At 52.6% G+C, this 18,678-nt stretch carries 17 protein-coding genes and 5 pseudogenes; 15 read left to right on the forward strand and 7 right to left on the reverse strand.

Annotated elements, in window-relative coordinates; genetic code table 11:
• The first annotated feature begins 40 nt into the window (after positions 1 to 40).
• Positions 41 to 997, forward strand: a pseudogene (locus tag NATPE_RS08575) (transposase).
• Between the two features lie 89 nt (positions 998 to 1,086).
• Here the strand turns inward: NATPE_RS08575 and gdhB are convergent.
• Positions 1,087 to 2,382: a glutamate dehydrogenase GdhB gene (gene gdhB, locus NATPE_RS08580; RefSeq protein WP_006182248.1), complete on the reverse strand. Its 1,296-nt coding sequence runs from the start codon at positions 2,380 to 2,382 to the stop codon at positions 1,087 to 1,089.
• 294 nt (positions 2,383 to 2,676) lie between these two features.
• Between gdhB and NATPE_RS08585 the strand changes: the two genes are divergently transcribed.
• The 5 genes and pseudogenes from NATPE_RS08585 (at position 2,677) to NATPE_RS23240 (ending at position 5,888) form a co-directional block, all read left to right on the forward strand.
• Positions 2,677 to 3,210 (forward strand): Rrf2 family transcriptional regulator, encoded by a 534-nt coding sequence (locus NATPE_RS08585; protein WP_006182249.1) that lies wholly within the window; start codon positions 2,677 to 2,679, stop codon positions 3,208 to 3,210.
• A 128-nt stretch (positions 3,211 to 3,338) separates the two neighbouring features.
• Positions 3,339 to 4,139 (forward strand): IclR family transcriptional regulator, encoded by an 801-nt coding sequence (locus NATPE_RS08590; protein ID WP_006182250.1) that lies wholly within the window; start codon positions 3,339 to 3,341, stop codon positions 4,137 to 4,139.
• A gap of 806 nt (positions 4,140 to 4,945) precedes the next feature.
• Positions 4,946 to 5,121: pseudogene (locus NATPE_RS22670) on the forward strand (IS5 family transposase); the annotation flags it as partial.
• Between the two features lie 156 nt (positions 5,122 to 5,277).
• Positions 5,278 to 5,595 (forward strand): annotated as a pseudogene (locus NATPE_RS08595) (IS5/IS1182 family transposase); the annotation flags it as partial.
• Positions 5,596 to 5,753: 158 nt separating this feature from the next.
• On the forward strand, positions 5,754 to 5,888 hold the full coding sequence (locus tag NATPE_RS23240) for a hypothetical protein (protein ID WP_275040176.1): 135 nt from the start codon (positions 5,754 to 5,756) through the stop codon (positions 5,886 to 5,888).
• Between the two features lie 159 nt (positions 5,889 to 6,047).
• Here the strand turns inward: NATPE_RS23240 and NATPE_RS08600 are convergent.
• Positions 6,048 to 6,893 (reverse strand): annotated as a pseudogene (locus tag NATPE_RS08600) (DUF6610 family protein).
• On the opposite strand from NATPE_RS08600, the gene NATPE_RS23245 reads away from it, so the two are divergent.
• Together NATPE_RS23245 and NATPE_RS08605 are read left to right on the forward strand one after the other, a co-directional pair.
• On the forward strand, positions 6,873 to 7,001 hold the full coding sequence (locus NATPE_RS23245) for a hypothetical protein (RefSeq protein WP_275040178.1): 129 nt from the start codon (positions 6,873 to 6,875) through the stop codon (positions 6,999 to 7,001). The pseudogene NATPE_RS08600 and the gene NATPE_RS23245 overlap by 21 nt on opposite strands.
• A 92-nt stretch (positions 7,002 to 7,093) precedes the next feature.
• Entirely contained in the window at positions 7,094 to 9,061 is a 1,968-nt protein-coding gene (locus NATPE_RS08605) for an acetate--CoA ligase (RefSeq protein WP_006182252.1), read from the forward strand.
• Between the two features lie 928 nt (positions 9,062 to 9,989).
• Here the strand turns inward: NATPE_RS08605 and NATPE_RS08610 are convergent.
• The 5 genes and pseudogenes from NATPE_RS08610 to NATPE_RS08630 form a co-directional block, all read right to left on the reverse strand.
• On the reverse strand, positions 9,990 to 10,271 hold the full coding sequence (locus NATPE_RS08610) for a hypothetical protein (RefSeq protein ID WP_006182253.1): 282 nt from the start codon (positions 10,269 to 10,271) through the stop codon (positions 9,990 to 9,992).
• 46 nt (positions 10,272 to 10,317) lie between these two features.
• Positions 10,318 to 11,652, reverse strand: a complete 1,335-nt coding sequence (gene trkA / locus NATPE_RS08615; protein ID WP_006182254.1) for a Trk system potassium transporter TrkA — start codon at positions 11,650 to 11,652, stop codon at positions 10,318 to 10,320.
• 193 nt (positions 11,653 to 11,845) lie between these two features.
• Positions 11,846 to 12,106, reverse strand: a complete 261-nt coding sequence (locus tag NATPE_RS08620; RefSeq protein ID WP_006182255.1) for a hypothetical protein — start codon at positions 12,104 to 12,106, stop codon at positions 11,846 to 11,848.
• Between the two features lie 175 nt (positions 12,107 to 12,281).
• Positions 12,282 to 13,597 (reverse strand): annotated as a pseudogene (locus tag NATPE_RS08625) (RNA-guided endonuclease InsQ/TnpB family protein).
• 444 nt (positions 13,598 to 14,041) lie between these two features.
• Positions 14,042 to 14,356: a hypothetical protein gene (locus NATPE_RS08630; protein WP_006182256.1), complete on the reverse strand. Its 315-nt coding sequence runs from the start codon at positions 14,354 to 14,356 to the stop codon at positions 14,042 to 14,044.
• A gap of 197 nt (positions 14,357 to 14,553) precedes the next feature.
• On the opposite strand from NATPE_RS08630, the gene NATPE_RS22970 reads away from it, so the two are divergent.
• The 7 genes from NATPE_RS22970 (at position 14,554) to NATPE_RS23540 (ending at position 18,547) form a co-directional block, all read left to right on the forward strand.
• Positions 14,554 to 14,886 (forward strand): hypothetical protein, encoded by a 333-nt coding sequence (locus NATPE_RS22970; RefSeq protein ID WP_006182257.1) that lies wholly within the window; start codon positions 14,554 to 14,556, stop codon positions 14,884 to 14,886.
• A gap of 110 nt (positions 14,887 to 14,996) precedes the next feature.
• Complete coding sequence (locus tag NATPE_RS22975; RefSeq protein WP_049897226.1) at positions 14,997 to 15,458, forward strand: transposase; 462 nt, start codon at positions 14,997 to 14,999, stop codon at positions 15,456 to 15,458.
• An 84-nt stretch (positions 15,459 to 15,542) separates the two neighbouring features.
• A complete protein-coding gene (locus NATPE_RS22980) occupies positions 15,543 to 16,145 on the forward strand; it encodes a transposase (RefSeq protein ID WP_241432763.1) in 603 nt (200 codons plus the stop codon).
• 467 nt (positions 16,146 to 16,612) lie between these two features.
• Positions 16,613 to 16,831 (forward strand): HalOD1 output domain-containing protein, encoded by a 219-nt coding sequence (locus NATPE_RS22675; RefSeq protein ID WP_015298923.1) that lies wholly within the window; start codon positions 16,613 to 16,615, stop codon positions 16,829 to 16,831.
• Between the two features lie 248 nt (positions 16,832 to 17,079).
• Positions 17,080 to 17,292, forward strand: a complete 213-nt coding sequence (locus NATPE_RS22165) for a hypothetical protein (protein ID WP_015298924.1) — start codon at positions 17,080 to 17,082, stop codon at positions 17,290 to 17,292.
• A 314-nt stretch (positions 17,293 to 17,606) separates the two neighbouring features.
• Entirely contained in the window at positions 17,607 to 17,849 is a 243-nt protein-coding gene (locus NATPE_RS23535; protein WP_241432765.1) for a hypothetical protein, read from the forward strand.
• A 53-nt stretch (positions 17,850 to 17,902) separates the two neighbouring features.
• Positions 17,903 to 18,547: a transposase gene (locus tag NATPE_RS23540; RefSeq protein ID WP_241432768.1), complete on the forward strand. Its 645-nt coding sequence runs from the start codon at positions 17,903 to 17,905 to the stop codon at positions 18,545 to 18,547.
• Positions 18,548 to 18,678: the final 131 nt, after the last annotated feature.

Below are 18,678 nucleotides of genomic sequence, written 5' to 3' on the forward strand. Positions count from 1 at the left end.
ACGAGTAGCACACCAAAGAGCAGGGTGAACGCTGAGGTGGATGAGTTCAGCGACCCTGCAAGATGATCCTTCGGTAGACTCGTTCTTCAATGTCGTGGAGACCGAGACGATAGCGCTGTTCGAGTACCTCTCCTTCGATTTTCTTGAAGAGTTCGACGTGTTCGCCCCGGCGGAGACAGAGCGAACACGAGACCACGAACCACCAGAGTTGATACGTGGCTTTCTTCACTGCTACTACAAGGACATCTACGGCATTCGTCCCGTTGAACGAGAGCTTCGGAACACGGTTGTCTGGCTGAGCTGTGGGTTCGATCGACCGGCGTCGAGAGATGCGGTCGATCGCTTTCTCACCGACCTCGAACAGGTTGTTGACGAAGTCTTCGACCGACTTGACCTACTGCATCGATTCAACCGATGTGAGGGCGATGCCTGCCGATCAAGACGCCTACAAGTGCTACGATCCAACCGAGGACGAATACTACCATGGCTACGGCTGCACGATCGTCTCGACCGGGCAAAAGATCCCGATTGCAGCCGGGTTCACTGAGAGCAAACAAGTACCGGAAGAGACGGCGATGCGCGTCACACGTGACGCGCTCGCCGTTGAGAAACCAATCTGGATGGTCGGTGACAGCGCTTACGACACGTTCGACTGGCACGACCACCTGCTGGCCACAGGGGTCGTGCCAGTCGCACCGTACAACGCGCGAAACACCGACGACCCGAAAGATATCGAGTACAGGGTCGAAGACCGCATCGAACAACACAGCGAGGACGTACAGCTGAAACAGTCCACGTTGGATGAGACATACAACCGCCGTACTAGAGTCGAACGAACTAACGAACCAGTGAAGGTCTGCGGCCTCGGGCATGTGTTCGCCCGAGGCCGCGTCCACGCACGAGCGCAAGTGTACCTTGCCTGTGCCTTCGCCTCGTCGTCGCTATCACCAACGACGAACGCGGAGACAATCCGGGAAGCACGATTATCACGGTGTGAGAAACCTTCTATCGACTGAATCTGTAACCCTCCAAGGATATCAACAGAGCCAATTCAGACAATTCCGAGGTGATTGGTCAGGACGAGTACTACGGCCAGAGTCCACGAGTCGATTTTGCTTTCCCGATGCGCTCGAGTGCAACCACGTATGCGGCTTCACGCCATGTTACGTCCTTGGTCTCGTAAGTGGTGTAGACATCTTCCCACGAGGAGAGCATTTGACTTTCAAGTTCATTATGGACGCGTTCAAGTGACCATTCACGACGGTTAATATCCTGGAGCCACTCAAAATAGGAGACGGTAACGCCACCGGCGTTTGCAAGAATATCGGGGAGAACCGGGATATCGTGTTCTTCAAAGATCTCATCGGCACCGGTCGTAGTCGGCCCATTAGCCCCCTCCACGATGATGTCTGCCTGAACGTCATCTGCGTTGTCTTTTGTAAGGACACCACCAATAGCAGCCGGAATGAGTACGTCGACATCGAGCTTGAAGATCTCATCGGCACTGAGCAGCGTGGGTGCATCGTGGGTCGTCACGGCGTTGGGTTCCTCACTATAAGAGGGGACGGCATGGGTATCGAGACCGCTGGGATCGTAAATTGCGCCTTTTATGTCGGAAACGCTAACAATGTCAGCACCCCAGTCGTCGAGCGTCCTGGCTGCGTTGGCTCCAACGGAGCCGTATCCCTGAATCGCGATAGTTGTTTCTTCGAGATCGCGATTCTGATAGTTGATAAACTCGCGCGTAATAATCGCTACGGACCGCCCGGGCGCCTCCTTGCGACCCTTGCTTCCGCCAACAACGGGTGGCTTTCCGGTAACAACACCGGGAATAGTTTCCCCTTGTTGCATACTGTAAGCGTCCATCATCCAGGCCATCGTCTGCGAGTTTGTCCCCATGTCCGGTGCAGCGATATCCTTCGTCGGTCCAATAACGTCGCGCAACTCTTCAGTAAATCGACGAGTTAGCCGTTCCATTTCACCCTCTGAAAGATCATCCGGATCGACGACGATACCTCCCTTTGCACCCCCGAACGGTAAGTCCATGACGGCACACTTCCAAGTCATCCACATAGCGAGCCCTTGTGACTCCTTGGATGAGACATCGGGATGGTAACGGATCCCGCCCTTATAGGGGCCTCGAACGTCATCGTGCTGGGCGCGGTAGCCAGTATATGTCTCGACCGTGCCGTCATCGCGCTCGAGTGGGACGGTAACTTGAACAACCCGAGTCGACTCTTTGAGCCGTTCTATCACTCCTTTGTCAACGTTTACATACTTGGACGCGTTCTCAACTTGGTGAAGCGCTGTCGCTAATGCCGAGTTGTCTGGATCGTCTGATTCCCTCTCTCCTTCGCTATTAGTTTGCGTTTCCAAACTCATTTCCAACTCACAGATCTATCTCAATTCCACAGGAGTATATATATTATCATTATCTCCTTAACCAGATTGGCTCATTCAAGCCTGATCAAGGATTCTCCTTTGGTCTACGTTCGCGGTGCCTGCAAGCGACTGCGTACGGAAGCTCGGAGTGCCTGGGGACGGGTACGAAATTCCGATCATCATCCAGGACCGCAGTTTCGACGGGGATGGCTCGTACTATTTATCATACACTAATTGTACTTCCGAAAGGATTCACCCGCTGGGCTTAAGGCATATAAAAACGAATAACTCACTATGCAGTCCATCGAACTCACTCCGAGCCAGAAGAAGGTTCTCCGCGCACTAACAAACCTCTACAAAGAGTCTGAGGGTGCCATCAAGGGCGAAGACATCGCCGAACAAGTTGACCGGAACCCAGGGACAATCCGCAACCAGATGCAGAGCCTCAAAGCACTCCAACTGGTAGAGGGCGTTCCCGGTCCGAAAGGCGGCTACAAACCGACCGCTTCGGCCTACGAAACACTCGATATCCAGCAGTTGGACGACCCAGTCTCTGTCGCCCTCAAGCACGAGGGGGATCTCGTCGAAGACGTTATTGTCGATGGAATTAACCTCTCGAGCATCCATCATCCAGAACTCTGTCGTGCGGAGATTCACCTGCAGGGAACGATTAATGACGTCGATGAGGACGATCCAATCACCGTCGGACCAACCCCTCTCTCGAAGCTCGTCATTGGTGGACGCGTCGACGGTAAGGACGATACGAATAACATCCTCATCCTCAGGATCGAAGACATGATTGCTCCAGCCGAAAAACCCGACCACTGACACCGTATCTTACGAGAGCAGTTTCGCTAACGTTCTCTGTATAGGATAGCCAAGAAAGGTGACACTTACCAAACTTAATAGTCTGATTTGGGAAAACTATTATATAATTTCAGCCAATACAGACAGATATGACTCAGAAGACAGCGAAAACTACGGAACGGTCTTTAGATGTGATTGACACGGTTCAGAAATTAGGCGGCGCGACACTCGATGAATTAACCAATGAATTAGAGATTTCGAGAAGTACGATCCACCTCCATCTCCAAACCCTTCTCAAAGAAGGATATCTCACGAAGGAGGGTGCAGTATATCATATCGGGCTACGGTTCCTTAACCATGGCGAGTATGCCCGCTCACGCAAGAAGGCGTACACGCTGGCGAAGCAGACTGTAACAGAACTTTCCGACCAAATCGACGAAGAGGTCGAATTCGTTGTCGAGAATGATAATCGCGGCATTCTCGTCCATGAATCCTTTCATCCGGACAGTCACTTTCCATCTAAGGAACGACATATTTCTACTGCACCTAGCCCCGCCGGGATCTACTACTATCTTCACAGCGTTGCAACCGGCAAAGCGATCCTTGCTGAATTATCTGACGAACGCGTCAAAGCAGTATTAGACGACTGGGGACTCCCCAGACAGACAGAACACACCATCACAGACCGGGACGCCCTCTTACAGGAACTTGAGGGGATTCGCAAACGAGGCGTTGCATTCGCCGATGAAGAGTACGTCGACAGTCTCAGAGAAGTTGGGCGGCGCGTGACAGGTCCCGATGGGAGCGTTCTCGGTGCGATCGCTATCATTGGACCGAAGTATCGATTCACGGATGAGCGATACACTACTGAACTGCCAGAGTTACTGACGGAATGCGTTGATGACCTTGAGACCGAAATCAGAGATTCATACTTGGATGATTATCGTTAAATAATCAAACCGCTTACGAGTTCGATGAATGATCCGAGTATACTGTACCATTATATATCCTATTTTCGGAGCGAGATGACTGACATACATTACATTCGTATGTGTGTAATATACTGAATACAATTGCGAAATTTCATAATACATCGTCAATATCATTCAGTATATTCGGATTTTATATACTATAGGGCGTGAATGTTGCGTTCTATACCTAGCGAACAGACCGTTACGATCCGCCCTTGATGATTTCAGCTACCGCTCCGATCATTGTCCACTCTGGTTCGTCTACGTCCTTTTGTCCGACCAAAATCAATTCGTTATCTGTACTCGTGATGAATCGACAGTCCGCATTATTGTCCTCACGGGTCCCCTCCCCCGCCTGAAATCCCTGCTGAAAGAACTTAGCTCCGGTAATATGGAATCTGCCCGTCGTTCCCTCGATGAGGATAATATAACTCTCTATATAAATGAATTCTTATATTTAAGCGCTTCTTGAACCGTTTCTTTAACTAACAGTTAGGTCTACTATCAGTATAGTACTGAGTTGAGGGGTTTGTAACAATTTACGCGAACAGGTGTATTACACCAGTACGATTGTAATGGGATCGGAGTAGAACCGAATGCGAAGCGGGAGTGATCCTATTATACTGTACTAATAAACAAATCAATAGTAGGGTTTCGATACAGCGTCTATACCTCTATTCTGTAGGTGACCGATACTTTGATTACGACCCATTGCGATCAGTCTGATTCATACGCCTCTGTTGAAATCCACAGTGAGTTACATGTTCGTTCTGTAATTCCATGAGATGAAGACCCTCCCGAAATCGCGGATTCTCCGTTTTACTGAAAAGGCGATCCACCTAGCACGCCGAGTCGTCTCTCGGGACTCATTGAAGTTCTCAAAACACCGCTATACGCTCCCGCAGCCGTTGTCCTTCTGTGTCTCAAAGTTCGGAAGAACACGACCTACCGTGGACTGATTGACATAGCGTGTCATAGAATACGTCTCATACCCTCAACTTGGCGATTATACAGCTTCCAATTCGCGTGTAATCCTATGAATTTCGTCAGTCATGGGTTTTGCTCAAGGGCGAAACCGTGAACAACGCCTCCTGAGAACTATTCTATGACACGCTCTGACGAGTTAATCGGGATTCCACGTATTCGTTGAGTTCTTGGATTACCTAAGCTTCCTGCGACATCAACACTCTGTAAGGCGTTCAATCGGCTTGATATGGCTGTCTGGCGTGTCATATTGACTCCCACAGGACGTTACGTCCGACAAGTGGAGTTGATCCGTCAGGGTTCAACCGAAGTCACGCATCAAAACACTACACAACGAACTGAACTTACGATTCAGCAGTTCAAAGTGACGCTGTTGGTCGATGTGAAGGTGAACGAGATCATCAACCTACATGTGATAACAACACAAAAACACGGCAGCCAGATCGTCCCATAGACGAACGAGTGTCAATGTAAATAATGTTCTACGAAGGCAGTTCGACTAGCGAACCCCTCAAGAATGTCCGGAAAATCAAGTCGAAGGAATCGTGATCGAATTAGAGAACGGGCCAGACCAAATGATTTATCTCGATCTAATGGGTGATACTGTATATGGAGCTTGACGAAATGCTTAACGGTGAGCATCTCACAGGCCGGCAATCTGCAATGATATTCTTCGGATGGTTATCACTGGTGTTAGTAGCTGGAATTACTCTTCTATTGATCACGAGTGGAACCATTGGGTGAAATACCTCGAGGTCAAGCCCCGAGGCACTCGGCCTGCTTCACCGGTAGATGTGAGACTGTATCTGGGCCGAAAGCGACTCGTCCATTGCCGTGTAGTCGATCGCTCGCTAAATGGATTCTGCGCGACGGCTCCTAGCTTCACGCTGGGTGGATTAGTCACTACGCCCACGTCGGCGGAAAATAGTTACTCTGTTCGACGGCGATCTCCTCGTGGTTGTTCCGGTGACGAGTAAAAATAGCATTCGTAGCTGCAGCATCCGCAGATCGTTCCGGTATCGTATTCGGCAACGAAGGGATCTCGGCAGGTTCGCCAAATATTAGCCCTGAACTCGGTGCAGGTGGCCTGCCCGAGATTTGCAGGACTCTGTGGTGCGCGGTCTTTCGGACGGTGACGTGGTTGACGTCGCGACCGCTGTCGTCCCAGCCGCCGGCAATCCAGAACTCACCGAACTGTACGCTACGATGTAGTCCGTTCCAATCGATTCCGAGATGTCGGCTGGTGACTCGTCCGTGAGCGTCGGACAGGTCAGCTGTCGAATGGCGTCGAGTTGCTTGGGCGGACTCCTATCGAGGATATGGACGCGTTGCCCTCTCCAAACAGTTGGGTCAAAGAATTCGTTCGCCAGGTGGTCGGCGTACACCTGCGAATATCCGAGGATCACATCATCTGGGAGCGCGTCTATCACGACATGAGATTTCGGGACGATGATGAGTCCGGCTTTTGGTAGCGACCCTTGTTCTCGCGAGCAGCGGCGACGTGGTCGTTGACGTCGGCGGATTCGTAGATGTCGCCGATGATACCAACCTGTGGCTCGCACTCGAAAAAGCGATCGACGAACCAGTCCAGATTAGGGGTCCGGAAGACATTGTCCGACATCCCAACAGAGAACGTGAGGTCCCGACACTGGTCTATCTGATACCCTCAGTTTCACGAAATCCAGGAAGAAACCCGAGTCTGAACGCCTCAAGCGGGAACGGGAGTCGATGAAGGAAGACTACGAACACTACCTGACGAGAAGCGGCAATTTCGCCGGCAGAGGTACTGTTGTGGCTCTTGAAAATAGACATAAGTACGACCTCATTAGCTCGGCACCCGAACCCTTCCAGAGGTGACTGACAAACATCTGTCTCGATTTTCAAATCACAACATCGTCAATGATAATAAGCAGAATCTACAGGAGGATGGGCGTCGAAGAGACGAATCTATGATCGAAGAAAGACTGGCGTATCCATCCCTTGAGAACCGAACGGTTCGTCGCCGGACTCCGCAAGCGTTCGGTCGCGACGGAACTACGACGGAACCAGCCAATGGAAACTGCTCCGATCGCGAGTGGCCGGCGTGCTGGGACGCTGCCGCATCGTTGCTCAAGTGGAGCGAGCCCTATGACCGCATCGTCGACGAGGAAAATGCACCGTTCTACCGATGGTTCGTTGGTGGGCGCTTGAACGCCGCGGAAAACTGTATTGATCGTCATCTCGAGGAGCGGAAGAATCAGGTCGCACTGCGGTGGGAAGGGAAACGCGGCGAGCGTCGAACCTATACGTACTACGACCTCTATCATGAGGTGTCAGCTGTCGCAGCCGCGCTCCGCGAGTTCGGTGTCGAAGAAGACGATGTCGTCACGATCTACCTGCCGAAACTCCCCGAGTTACCGATCACGATGCTCGCCTGTGCTCGTATCGGCGCGCTCCATAACGTCGTCTTCGGGGGGTTCGCCCCCAATGCGCTCGCTGAACGGATACAACGTGTTGACTCACGCGCGCTCGTCACATGCGACGGTAGCTTTCGTGAGGAGACCGTGATCGATCAGAAACGGAAAGCCGATACAGCGTTGGCATCGATTGAGGAATCTCTCCCCACTATCATCGTCGATCGACTCGGTGCAAGTCACGGCATACACCTCGGCGAGGACCAGTACGATTACGATGACCTCGTCGAGACGTACGCCGATGCAAACGTGCCTCCAGTGCCGCGGGAGGCGACTGACCCCCTCTTTCACATCCACACGTCAGGAACGACTGGCGAGCCGCAGCGGATGACTCACGCAACCGGGGGCTACCTCACAGGTGTTGCTTGGACGGCCCAGACCGTATTCGAACTCACGCCGGGGACCACGATCTGGTGTACGGCCGATGTTGGGTGGATTACCGGTCACTCTTACGTCGTCTACGGGCCACTGCTCTCGGGTGCAACGGTCGTCCTCGCGGAGGGAAGTCTCCGCTATCCAGATCGCCACCGTCCGTGGGAGGTGATCGAACAGAACGGTGTGGAAATCTTCTATACGACGCCAGGAGTAATCCGGACGTTCATAAAGTGGGGCGAGTCGTTTCCCACGGCTCACGACCTTTCGTCGCTGCAACTGCTCGGTACCGTTGGCGAACCGATTGGCCCGGATACTTGGGAGTGGTACTACACCCACGTCGGCGGAGAACGATGTCCGATCGTCAATACGTGGTGGCAGACCGAAACCGGGTGCATCCTCATCTCGGTCCGTCCTGGAATCGACGAGTTAAAGCCAGGTTCGGTTGGCCCACCGCTATCCGGAATTGACATTCAGATCGTCGACGAAGACGGCCGTGAACTCCCGCCGGGCGAACCCGGCTATCTGACGATCAACCGACCCTGGCCGTCGATGCTCGCTCCGCTCGAGGGAGACCAGTACTGGGTTCTCGCAGAATACTGGCAGGCGTTTTCGGACCCACGGGCGGATTCCTGGCGGTACTTCACTGGCGACCGTGCCATCGTCGACGACGACGGGTACGTGACGATCATCGGTCGCGACGACGACGTTATTACAATCGGAAACCGTCGCATCGGAACGGCCGAACTCGAGGCTGCAATAACGACCGTTGGCGGTGTTACTGAAGCCGCTGCCATCGCTGAGCGTACCGCCGGCGAGACCGGGACCTGCGTCTTCGCGACGCTTGCACAGGGACAGCAGAATCGGACCACCATCCGGGACGCGGTTGCGGATGCGGTCGCTGAACACGTCGGTGAGTTTGCACGGCCAAAAAGTATCATATTCACACCTGAGTTACCTGAAACCTACTCCGGGAAAACGATGTACCAACTCCTCGAGCGCATCGTCAACGATCGACCGCCCACGGACAGTGACACTCTCAGAAATCCGGAAATCGTCGGTGAGCTCACAACGATCTGGAATCAGAAGTGAGCAGGACGAGAGTGCCCCGGTTCCGCCATCTCGTTCGCTGATGACGGGTATCTTCGCAACCCCGGATCTGTGCTGGCTGGTTCGGTGCCGTAGACGACGGTGGGAGACACTCTTATCACTCCTTCGTCTATTCGTGGTCGACGCCTTGCGGCCAATTCAGTACGAGTGTCAGCATCGTCCGCGCGCGGGTGAACCTCGAGTGGGCGCATCATATCATGAGATTCGTACTTGATCATATGGCAATGTCACATATACGTGCCTGTCTGATCGTTGAATATCCTGCGTACTCTCCGAAGTAGACGACTTCGGCTGGGTTCACAGTAACTACGTTATGCCACCCGTGTTCATGGACGAACGGTACACTACTGAGTTGCCGGAGATACTGACGAAATACGTTAACGACCTCGAGACCGAAATCAGAGATTCGTACTTGGACGATTATCGCTAAGTTATCAGATCTGTAACAAGTATCGCCGGATAATCCTATTATACTGTATTCTTATATGTAATACCTATTTGGGAACGAGATTGCGAAGTCTCATTACACGGTCTCTGTTGAAACCCTCTTGCTGTCTTGCGATTTGCTCAGGAGCTAGTTTCGCATCGTATCCGCGGAACCGGTGGGAAGAGTGGCTCTTCTGAATATCAACGCTAAAGGATTTCAACAGAGCCATTACACGCGTATGAATGTAATCTATCGCGTGCAACTGCAAAACTACACGGCGCGTCATCATCATTATTCGGAAGAACAGGACTATTATATACTATCGAACGTGAGCAGTGCGTTCTAAGAGAATCGCCGACCATCGTCAACAGTGCTGACAGCAGCTAGGTCTGGGGGAGGGACCGACTAGAATGGGTATCTCACTACACATTGGATAAACAACGCGTAACAAACGGAGCTACACGATACTTAGCGAACAAGCGGTTACGATCTGCCCCTGTTGACTTCAGCTACCGTTCCAACTATCGTCCACCCCGACTCGTCTACGCCCTTTCGTCCGACCAGAATTGATTCGTTATCCGTACTTGTGATGAAGCGGTAGTCCGCATCATCGTCCTCGCGAACACCCTCTGCCTGAAATTCCTGCTGAAAGAATTCGGCCCCAGTAATATGAAATACGGCCGTCGTTCCTTCGTTGAGCGTAAGCTCGACGGGTTCGGGACTAATATGGTGTATTCGCTTCGCAATCCGGTTGAGATCTGCCATATCTTCCTACTAGTTGTTGCAGCTTATAAGTCGTGCTGATCTCGCGTTAGATAACTTTGGTGATCTCGTCGAGTGCGTCCGTATCTACGAACAGAATGACGTGATCCTCCGGTCTGATTACGGTCGTTCCTCGAGGCGTCACGAGTTCACCAGTTCGAGCGATCGCTCCAATAATAACTCCATCCGGAAGACTCGCCGTAGAATCCCTGATTTCACGACCTGCGAGAATACTTTCTTCTGTAACTACGATTTCGATCACTTCCGCACTATCGTGGTCAAGCAGTACGATCTTTTCAGTAGGGACAAGTCGAGTGAATCGAATGATCTCTTCGGCGGTTTCTTCGCGCGGATTCACGGTCACATTGGCGCCGACGGTCTCGAATAATTCGGTGTACTCAATGTTCTCGACGATAGCGACGGTTTCGCTGACCCCGAGCTGACGGGCTACTAACGATACGAGTAAGTTCCGTTCGTCGTCCGGCAATGCAGTGATGACGAGATCAGCATCTTCGATGCGTTCGCGTTCCAGAAATCCGATGTCTGCGGGGTCTCCTTCAAGTACTGTCGTACGTGAGAGTGCTTCGGCCGCGTTTCGGGCGCGATCAGGATCCTGTTCGATTACTCGGGGGTGATAGCCGTGCTCTTCGAACAGTCGGGCTATTTGTAAGCCAATCTCGCTCGCACCGGCGATAACGACCTCGTCAGTCGGACTTCGCGATGACACCGAAATACGATTTGCAACGTTCGTAACGCCGCTTGCGCTTCCGATAACCACGATTCGATCGGTGGACTGTATTACTGTTTCACCAGTTGGAAGTACTAACTCGTCGTCGCGAAAGATCGCCGCAACCGTTACCGATTTATCCAGATCAATCTCGCGCACGGTTTGATTGACAAACGGACTCTCTGGGTCGGTTTCGAATGTAGCCATTCGGACGAGACCGTTCGCGAACGTATCAACCTCTTGTGCAGCAGGGAGTCCAGAAATTCGAAACACTGCTTCGGACGTCAACGAGTCCGTACAGATCATGAAGTCGACACCGAACGCACCCGGATGATTGTTCCACGTTTCGAAGAGCGTTCGGTGTCTCACTCGGGCAACCGTGAACGCATTAGTGATCATCGTTACGGTCGCACAGATAACGGTATTGACGTCGTCATCGTCGGTACACGCGATTACGAGATCCGCTCGGTTGATTTTGGCCTCTCGTAGTATTTCAATATCTCGACCGTCTCCGTGAATAGCGAGTACATCATGCGCGTACGTGAGTTCCTCGGCGACCTGCTCATCACAATCAATAACAACTACCTCGTGAAGGTCTGCGAGCGTTGCAGCGATCGTTCGTCCGACTTCACCAGCTCCGATGATTGTTATATGCATCGAACTCTCACTCAAAGGATAATCGAGGGCTGGCCTGAAAGTGGTATCAGTAACCGTCATTGGTTTCTGTGGACCATCCGATAGACCGATCGGTCAGCGCTGTAGTTGCCTTGTCCCGGATGTGTTCATAGATAGAGCCCATTGACCATTATGAGTTTCGTTCATAGGTATTCAGTCCTCGGCCGGTCCCAAATCACGGAGGGACAACGACAGGATTGATCACTATCAGTTCATTAGCCTGTTGCACGCTTTCAAAATCGTTATGAAGGTACCACTGCTTCTCGGTGTCGTGGACGTCAACCCTCACGCTTCCGCTAGAGGAAATACTCACACTCTCAACTTCGATCTTGCTCCAATGATGGGTGTACGTTCCGAACACCTGGCGGGCGTCTGGATCAACATCGTCCTCATCTGGTTTGACCTGCACCTGAGCGAACTCCTCGTTGTTCCCCACTTATAATCCTCGTACTCGAATACCATGCCGTTCGGGTCTTCTTTCTTGCGTGAAACCCTAGAACTGGTGTCAAGGCGAGGGTCCGTCGGGATGTACCAGTTTCGGTTGGCGAACGAGATAGTATTGACATCCTCCTCCGCCTGAAGGCGGAGGAATCCCGACCGCGGTTGGGATATTAGTGTTTGCAGTCCACCACCTCTGTCTGCGGTTGGAATCCGCAGGAGAGGCTATGAAGGTAGACTTCGGGCTGTGCCAACCAGCCGGTACTCCTATCTCCACCCAAACTGGGTGCAGACTCGGAGTTACTTTCGTCGTTGATGTTGAGACGGATGTTCTCAGCCCCGTTCACGTCAGCGTTGAACGCCGCGTCACACGCCTCGCACACGTACAAGCCGCGTTGAACACGCTGACTATCGTCTTCCCTACCGCAAATCCAACACGTCTTACTCGTGTCCCGTTCAGACACTTCTACGACTTCGATACCCTCGACCTTCGCCTTGTACGTGAGAATCTTGGTGAAGCGATCGAATGCCACCCGTGTAGGTCGAGGTTGCCGTGCTTACCCCAGTTTTTCGACTCGCCGTGTTCGTCCTCTCGAACCCCCTCCAAGTCCCCGACGTTGATGCGGCAAACGCCGTTCTCCACGCATCGTTGGATGATGTGTTTGGCGAGACTGTGGAAGAAGTGAGTACGGCGTTCTGACCACTTGTGGTGCAAGCGGGCGGCCCGTTCACCACCGCTGTCGTCACAGTTAGCGATTTCTTTCAGGAAGTAGTACCCGTCTTGCTTTAGGCGGTTGCCGGGGTACAGGTCGGCTTCGTTTGTGCTGTATGCGACAGCGGCGAAGTTGCTGATACCAAGGTCAATGCCTGCTGTCTCCTCGCCGGGAGCGTTGGGTGTCTCGATTTCGTCTTTGCAGACGAGGTGGAGTTCCCACCGCTCGTTCTGCTGGTCGTAGACGGCGCGGACTTGTTGCAGGTTCTCGACCGTGACTCCAGGTCGTGTCTCGTACTCGACAAGGATGTATTCCCATGCTCGAGGGTGTTCCTTGTGGTTCGCCCCTTTCGAGAGTCGAACTCGGTTATTCTTGGTGTCGTGACGGATGCCGTTCTGTTTCCACGTGACCGTGCTGCGTGGGTGTTCTTCGTGGACGCGACGGCCTTGCGAGTCGTAGTAGTTTTCTTTGCGGTAGCCGGGCGGATTGTCCCTGTCATCGTCACTGGAGTACCACGAGTGGAAGGCTTCAGCGAGTTCCTCCAGAACCCGCTGACTGGACTGACTGTGCAGTCCCTTGTACTTGTCGTGACCTTTCAACTCGTCTTTCAATTCCTTATGGTCCGGAATTTTGCCCGTCTCCTCCCAGACTTCTCGGGAGTGGTAGTTGGCGACGTTCCAGAGTTTGCTGACACTCCAGCCATGCCGGTCGAGCGAGTCCGCTACCTGTGAGTGGTTGCGGATTTTCGCTCGGTGGGTGCGGTGGACTTCCAGCATTCGTGGAACGCCTCTATAATCACTTATACTCGCTCAAATTGTAAAAGTTTGGATTAAGAACAATAGAATATCCAGCCCTGTCGGGGACTGTGGAATGAGTCACGGAGTGACGGCGCGTATCCACGGCCTTCAGGCCGTGGTATTGCGCCTGTTCAGCGTATAATATCATTCGGCATTTGCCCTCCTATACTCCAGATTGGCGGGTCATGCTCGAAGAAGAAATAGACATCCAACGAATTTGGACTGTCGGTGGCGCTTCCAAGGGTAGTCGCCTCATCGGAAGCTGGGCAAAGTAGATTGGGACCGTACAGATAGAACTTTACGTCCATCGACTCTGTTGAAATCCTCTTGTCGTCTTGCGATTTGTTCAGAAGCTAGTTTCGCATCGGATCCGCGGAACTCGGTGGGAAGAGTGGCTCTTCTGAATGTCAACGATAAATCATTTCAACAGAGTCCGTCCATCCTATATTTACGGTGTATCTCGATACCGATGTTCGAGTCCTCCTCTTTCTTTTTGGGAAGCGTAGCGGAGAACACCATCCCTGTGGCACTGACATCAGAGTCACTAATCACCTGTTGGAACGCCTCAAAACCGCTCTCGTCGGGTTGTCGTTTTGCCTTCGTTAATACTTGCTCGTACTCCTCCTGCGTCAGTCGTTCGTCGCTTTGACTCGCGCCTGAAACCTTCGGCAACAGCGCACCTGCAACGAGACTGCCTGATGCCGTTTCCAGGACCTTTCTTCTGGATTGTTCTACCATAACTTATTTCAAAATACTAACTAATTAGTAATAAGTGCTTTTCATATAAGACTATATAACTTTAAAATAATCTCCGGAGTCTCACAAATCAGTCATTATCGTCTGAAATAGGCACTTTAACTAGACAAAGGAGTCCAAGAGATATCACTACGAGCTAGAATAGTCTCTTTAACTAGATTAGGAGCCGGATCGATGGTATGTACATACAACGATCCGACACCAGTAAGAACGCCGCCGCTTCGCATAAGGCCACCGTTCGTCAGTTCCTTCGAGCCCACGATGAGGTCGCCTCCAAAGACAAGTTCCGCGTCGGCACCGACGTGCCGGCGTGGTATATCGACCAAATCGCCTCGACAAACACCTTCTACACCTCCCTGAACCACAACGGTCAGTACGTCGCTAGCAAACACGTTGTTGGCCATCGTGCCACCCATGACGGCTTCTGGCGACTCGAGGTGGATGACGGCGTCGCTGTCTTCCACCGCAAGGAAACCACCAAAGCCACGCTCAAGCATCTCGCGTTCCAGTGACCTTCTGGGATCACTGCCCCCGAAGCAAACGACCTCCTCGATCGACGCTGCTACCGAGCGCTCCGGAACCTCGCGACCAACAGGAGATCCACGCTGTCGAACACTGGAACATGACGGTCTACGTCCACAGCTGGCCGTCCCTGCGGGACGCCCAGCTGAGCCAACGCGAAACTGATCAGCCAACCGACGTCAGTCCAGATGATACCGACGAAGAGGACTACCTCTACCGCGACGAACTTCTCGCGACGTTTCTCTCGGTTGCTGTCTCAAAGATTCAGTCGATCCCGCCCGAACGAGCCGCCGCTCTGGTCCTCCGGCAGTTCGAGGGCGACTCCTTCGACGCCCTCGAACGCCGTCTCCGACGGAATCACTCCTTCCGGGAAGCTCTCGACTACGAGCCAGAGGACGTCCCGGACGGGACGTCGCTCTGGCGTGCCTTTGACGACCTTCACCCCGATGAACTCCGTGACTGCCTCCAATCGATGTATGGCGACTTACTCGCTGATCACGATCACGCCGGTGAGTTCGTCGTGATCGACAGCACGCACATCGCCGCCTGGGCAAACACATGAGAAAAAATCGACGATGGTGAGGTCGAGGGAGCGAGTTGGGGCAAACACGAGGGGAAGTTCTACGGGTACAAGGTGTACATCGTCGTGGATGTAGCCGCAGAGCTGCCGGTCACCCTCACGATGGAGGTCGGCAGCAGGAACGACTGTGCGGCGTTCGAACCGCTCATCGAGGAGTTCGATAAGCGGTACGACACCGACAATATCCAGGCAGCACTGGCTGATGCGGGCTTCGACAGCCAAGGCAATCGAGAGTTCACCCAGGAGAAACTCGACTGTCCGCTGCTGACGGCGATCAATCCACGACGCTCAGCGCCACTGAAGGCGATCCGCGACGAGATCAAGGAGTTGTTCAAGAACCACGGTGACGAGATTGACAGTCCGTACGACGCACTCGAACGGTTACCACAAGAGCAACTCTCAGAGTACGGCATCGAGGTCGGCAGCGTCGAAGAGACCTACATCTTCCAGGCGATCAAGGAACGAATGCATCGACACCTGCGGGCAGGTGTCGAGCGAGTATTCTCTCGGCTGAAGTCCTTTACCGGCCTCGATCGCGTCCGCGCACGCAAGGAGAACAACGTGGAAACTCACGTCGTGCTTTCGGCAGTCGCTCTGGTCGCAACGTCACTCACCACAAAACGACAGGGGAGACCAGGACTGGTACGTTCTCCCAGTCGCCTCATCTGACGGCCCCAGACCGGAGTCGAAGCACGCGCCGCCTGAGAGGCATCGCTCTCAGGCGGCTCTATTCGTGATCGGAAACTAACTCAAACACCCGATTCAGCGAGCGTTTCTGAGACTTCTCTCACCGAATTGATTATCACTCGGCAGATTCGCACTGGATCAGTCTCACGCTGCCATGTCTGACGAATTGATCTTGAACGTGCAACAGGCTAACATACTATTTCGTAATATCCAGTCGACAAGCAAATGTTACGCCACTCCATATGGTGGACGTTTGAAATACTAGAGTACCGAGCACTGTCTAGATGACAGCGTGTCATAGAACAGTTTGCATACACTCCCCGTGACCTATCCGACGAACGGTAAGACAGGAGATAGATTTACCGAGCGCCACTAACCATAATGGTTTATGATTTCCTACTTTCATTCACGATTCAATTATAAGCCAGGGGCGTCAAATTGAGTTCCTAATGGGGAATCCAACTACGAGTACACGACCTAGTCCAGCCATTGAAATTGTAAATAGAGTGGCCGAAATGGAGGAACAGGATCCCCTAGACTTGCCACCACTATATGATAGCGTTGATCCTGATGCACTGGATCGCCTTGCTGAATCAAGTTATATTCAGCTCAACTATATTGGATATGATATAATTGTAAATCGCGGTACAATCACCATCAGCCAGTAATCATACACATGTAACAGTATGTTCATAAAAGTGAAAAGTGAAAAATTATCCCATGGACTGATTCCAACGAAGTAACGAATTGTCTCTTTGAATACTATAATAATTATGGATACTAAATTTAAGTAATAATAATTGCCTTATATAATTGTCTAAGGTCGAGTTCACCCGGGTAGAAGAAGATTGATTCGAATTAGGCAGGAGATTCGAAGTACCATAGATTATTGATCCGTCCGGGCTACGATACAGGCATGGGCGACGAGCCCGATGGCGACGATGAGAAGCAGGAGAAGGTGAGTTTCAGCATTACGCTGCCGAAAAACGATACAGATCAGTTGCTCGCGGATAGTCCCGCTGCCCTGGACTACCAAGGTGAAGCGGGCAATCGCGACGCAACGGCAAATCGACGACGCTGTCAGAGTCACCATCGAACGCGAACCAAAGGGGTGAGCGCGAGCCCGTGACCCTGGCTGGGACGAGCTTCGATAGTAGCTACGCTATGAAATATCAAAAGGATTCGGACGACAGATTACGGAAGTGCGAGGAGAAAGCCCCGCCCTTTACAGTAGACGCCGAAGCTAATTTGTGCCGTTGCTGGTAGGGTGGCTATGGTCGAAACAGGTGAAGCAAAACAAGTCTGTCGCGCCGCTTCCACTCTGGTTTATCCAGCGCTCAGTTTCGACATCAAACCCTGTGGGAGCTACACGAGAGAGGACTTCCAAAAAGTCCTCTCTCGTATCGCCTTCGAGCAAGAATTCGCTAACACCGGTGGGAAAACATGCCAACTCGATCACGGCGAGCCGTCGGCGTGACGTCGACGGCTCGCAATCAGCTTGCAAAATCATTACTCTACTATCTCAGAAAGCTGCACGCGGACGCCATCGACGAGCAGTTCGATGGCGTCCGCGACGATCTTTTCGATATTCTCCGGAAGCAACGGCTCTTGCCTGACTGTGTCGATGTTGCGATTGATCTTCACGAATGGCGGTTTTACGGCTCAGCCGATGCTGACACGTCCTGATCACCTATCCTGATCAAGGAACGAATCGGACGTACTGTTTTGCGACGCTGTGTATCGTTGCACCAGGAACGCGATTCACGCTTGCTGTCCTTCCGATGGAGGCGAACGACTTTCGCGCCAAGCGCGAAGCCGTTCGCATCCTCATCGAAACAGCACGAGAGTACGTCTCAATCAGACAGGTCTATCTCGACAGAGGGTTCTACCAAGTTCACGTCGTCGCAGAACTCGAACGTCTTGAGGTAGACTATCTCGTTCGTGTACGCCCGAGCAAGGGGATGAAAGACCGTCTCAGCGCCGGCGCTGAGACGGTCGTCGATGAGTATCTGATGCAACGCAAGCGCAAACCAACTGCTACAGTCGCAGTAACGGTGTTTGCAGTACCCCACCGATCAAGCGAAGACGAGTACGTCTGGTTTGTGACGAATCTCGCCATTGAGGCTAGCTCAGCAAGAGCGTACGCGACGGCGTTCCGCCGCCGCTGGGGGATTGAAACGTCGTATCGCCAGATCGGCGACTTCCTTCCGAGAACGTCGTCGCCGACGTTCTCGGTGCGGCTGTTCTACTTTCTGTTCGCGGTGACGCTCTACAACCTTTGGATTCTCGCAAATATATTGATCTCAGACGGCCCAGTTCCGACGAAACCACCGCTCTCGACGAAGATTTTCCGTACATTCGTGCTGTCCACTGACTACGGGTAAAGATCTGCTCGGGACGACCGAGCAGATCGGTCAAAACGCGTTTTGATGAGTGACATCGCTCAGGAACACCGCTGCCAGCAGCGTTCCTTCCTCTTTCTCTATCAATCATTGTCTCCAATTCTTGTCCAGCC

This window comes from Natrinema pellirubrum DSM 15624 (assembly GCF_000230735.2).
GTDB classification, from domain to species: domain Archaea; phylum Halobacteriota; class Halobacteria; order Halobacteriales; family Natrialbaceae; genus Natrinema; species Natrinema pellirubrum.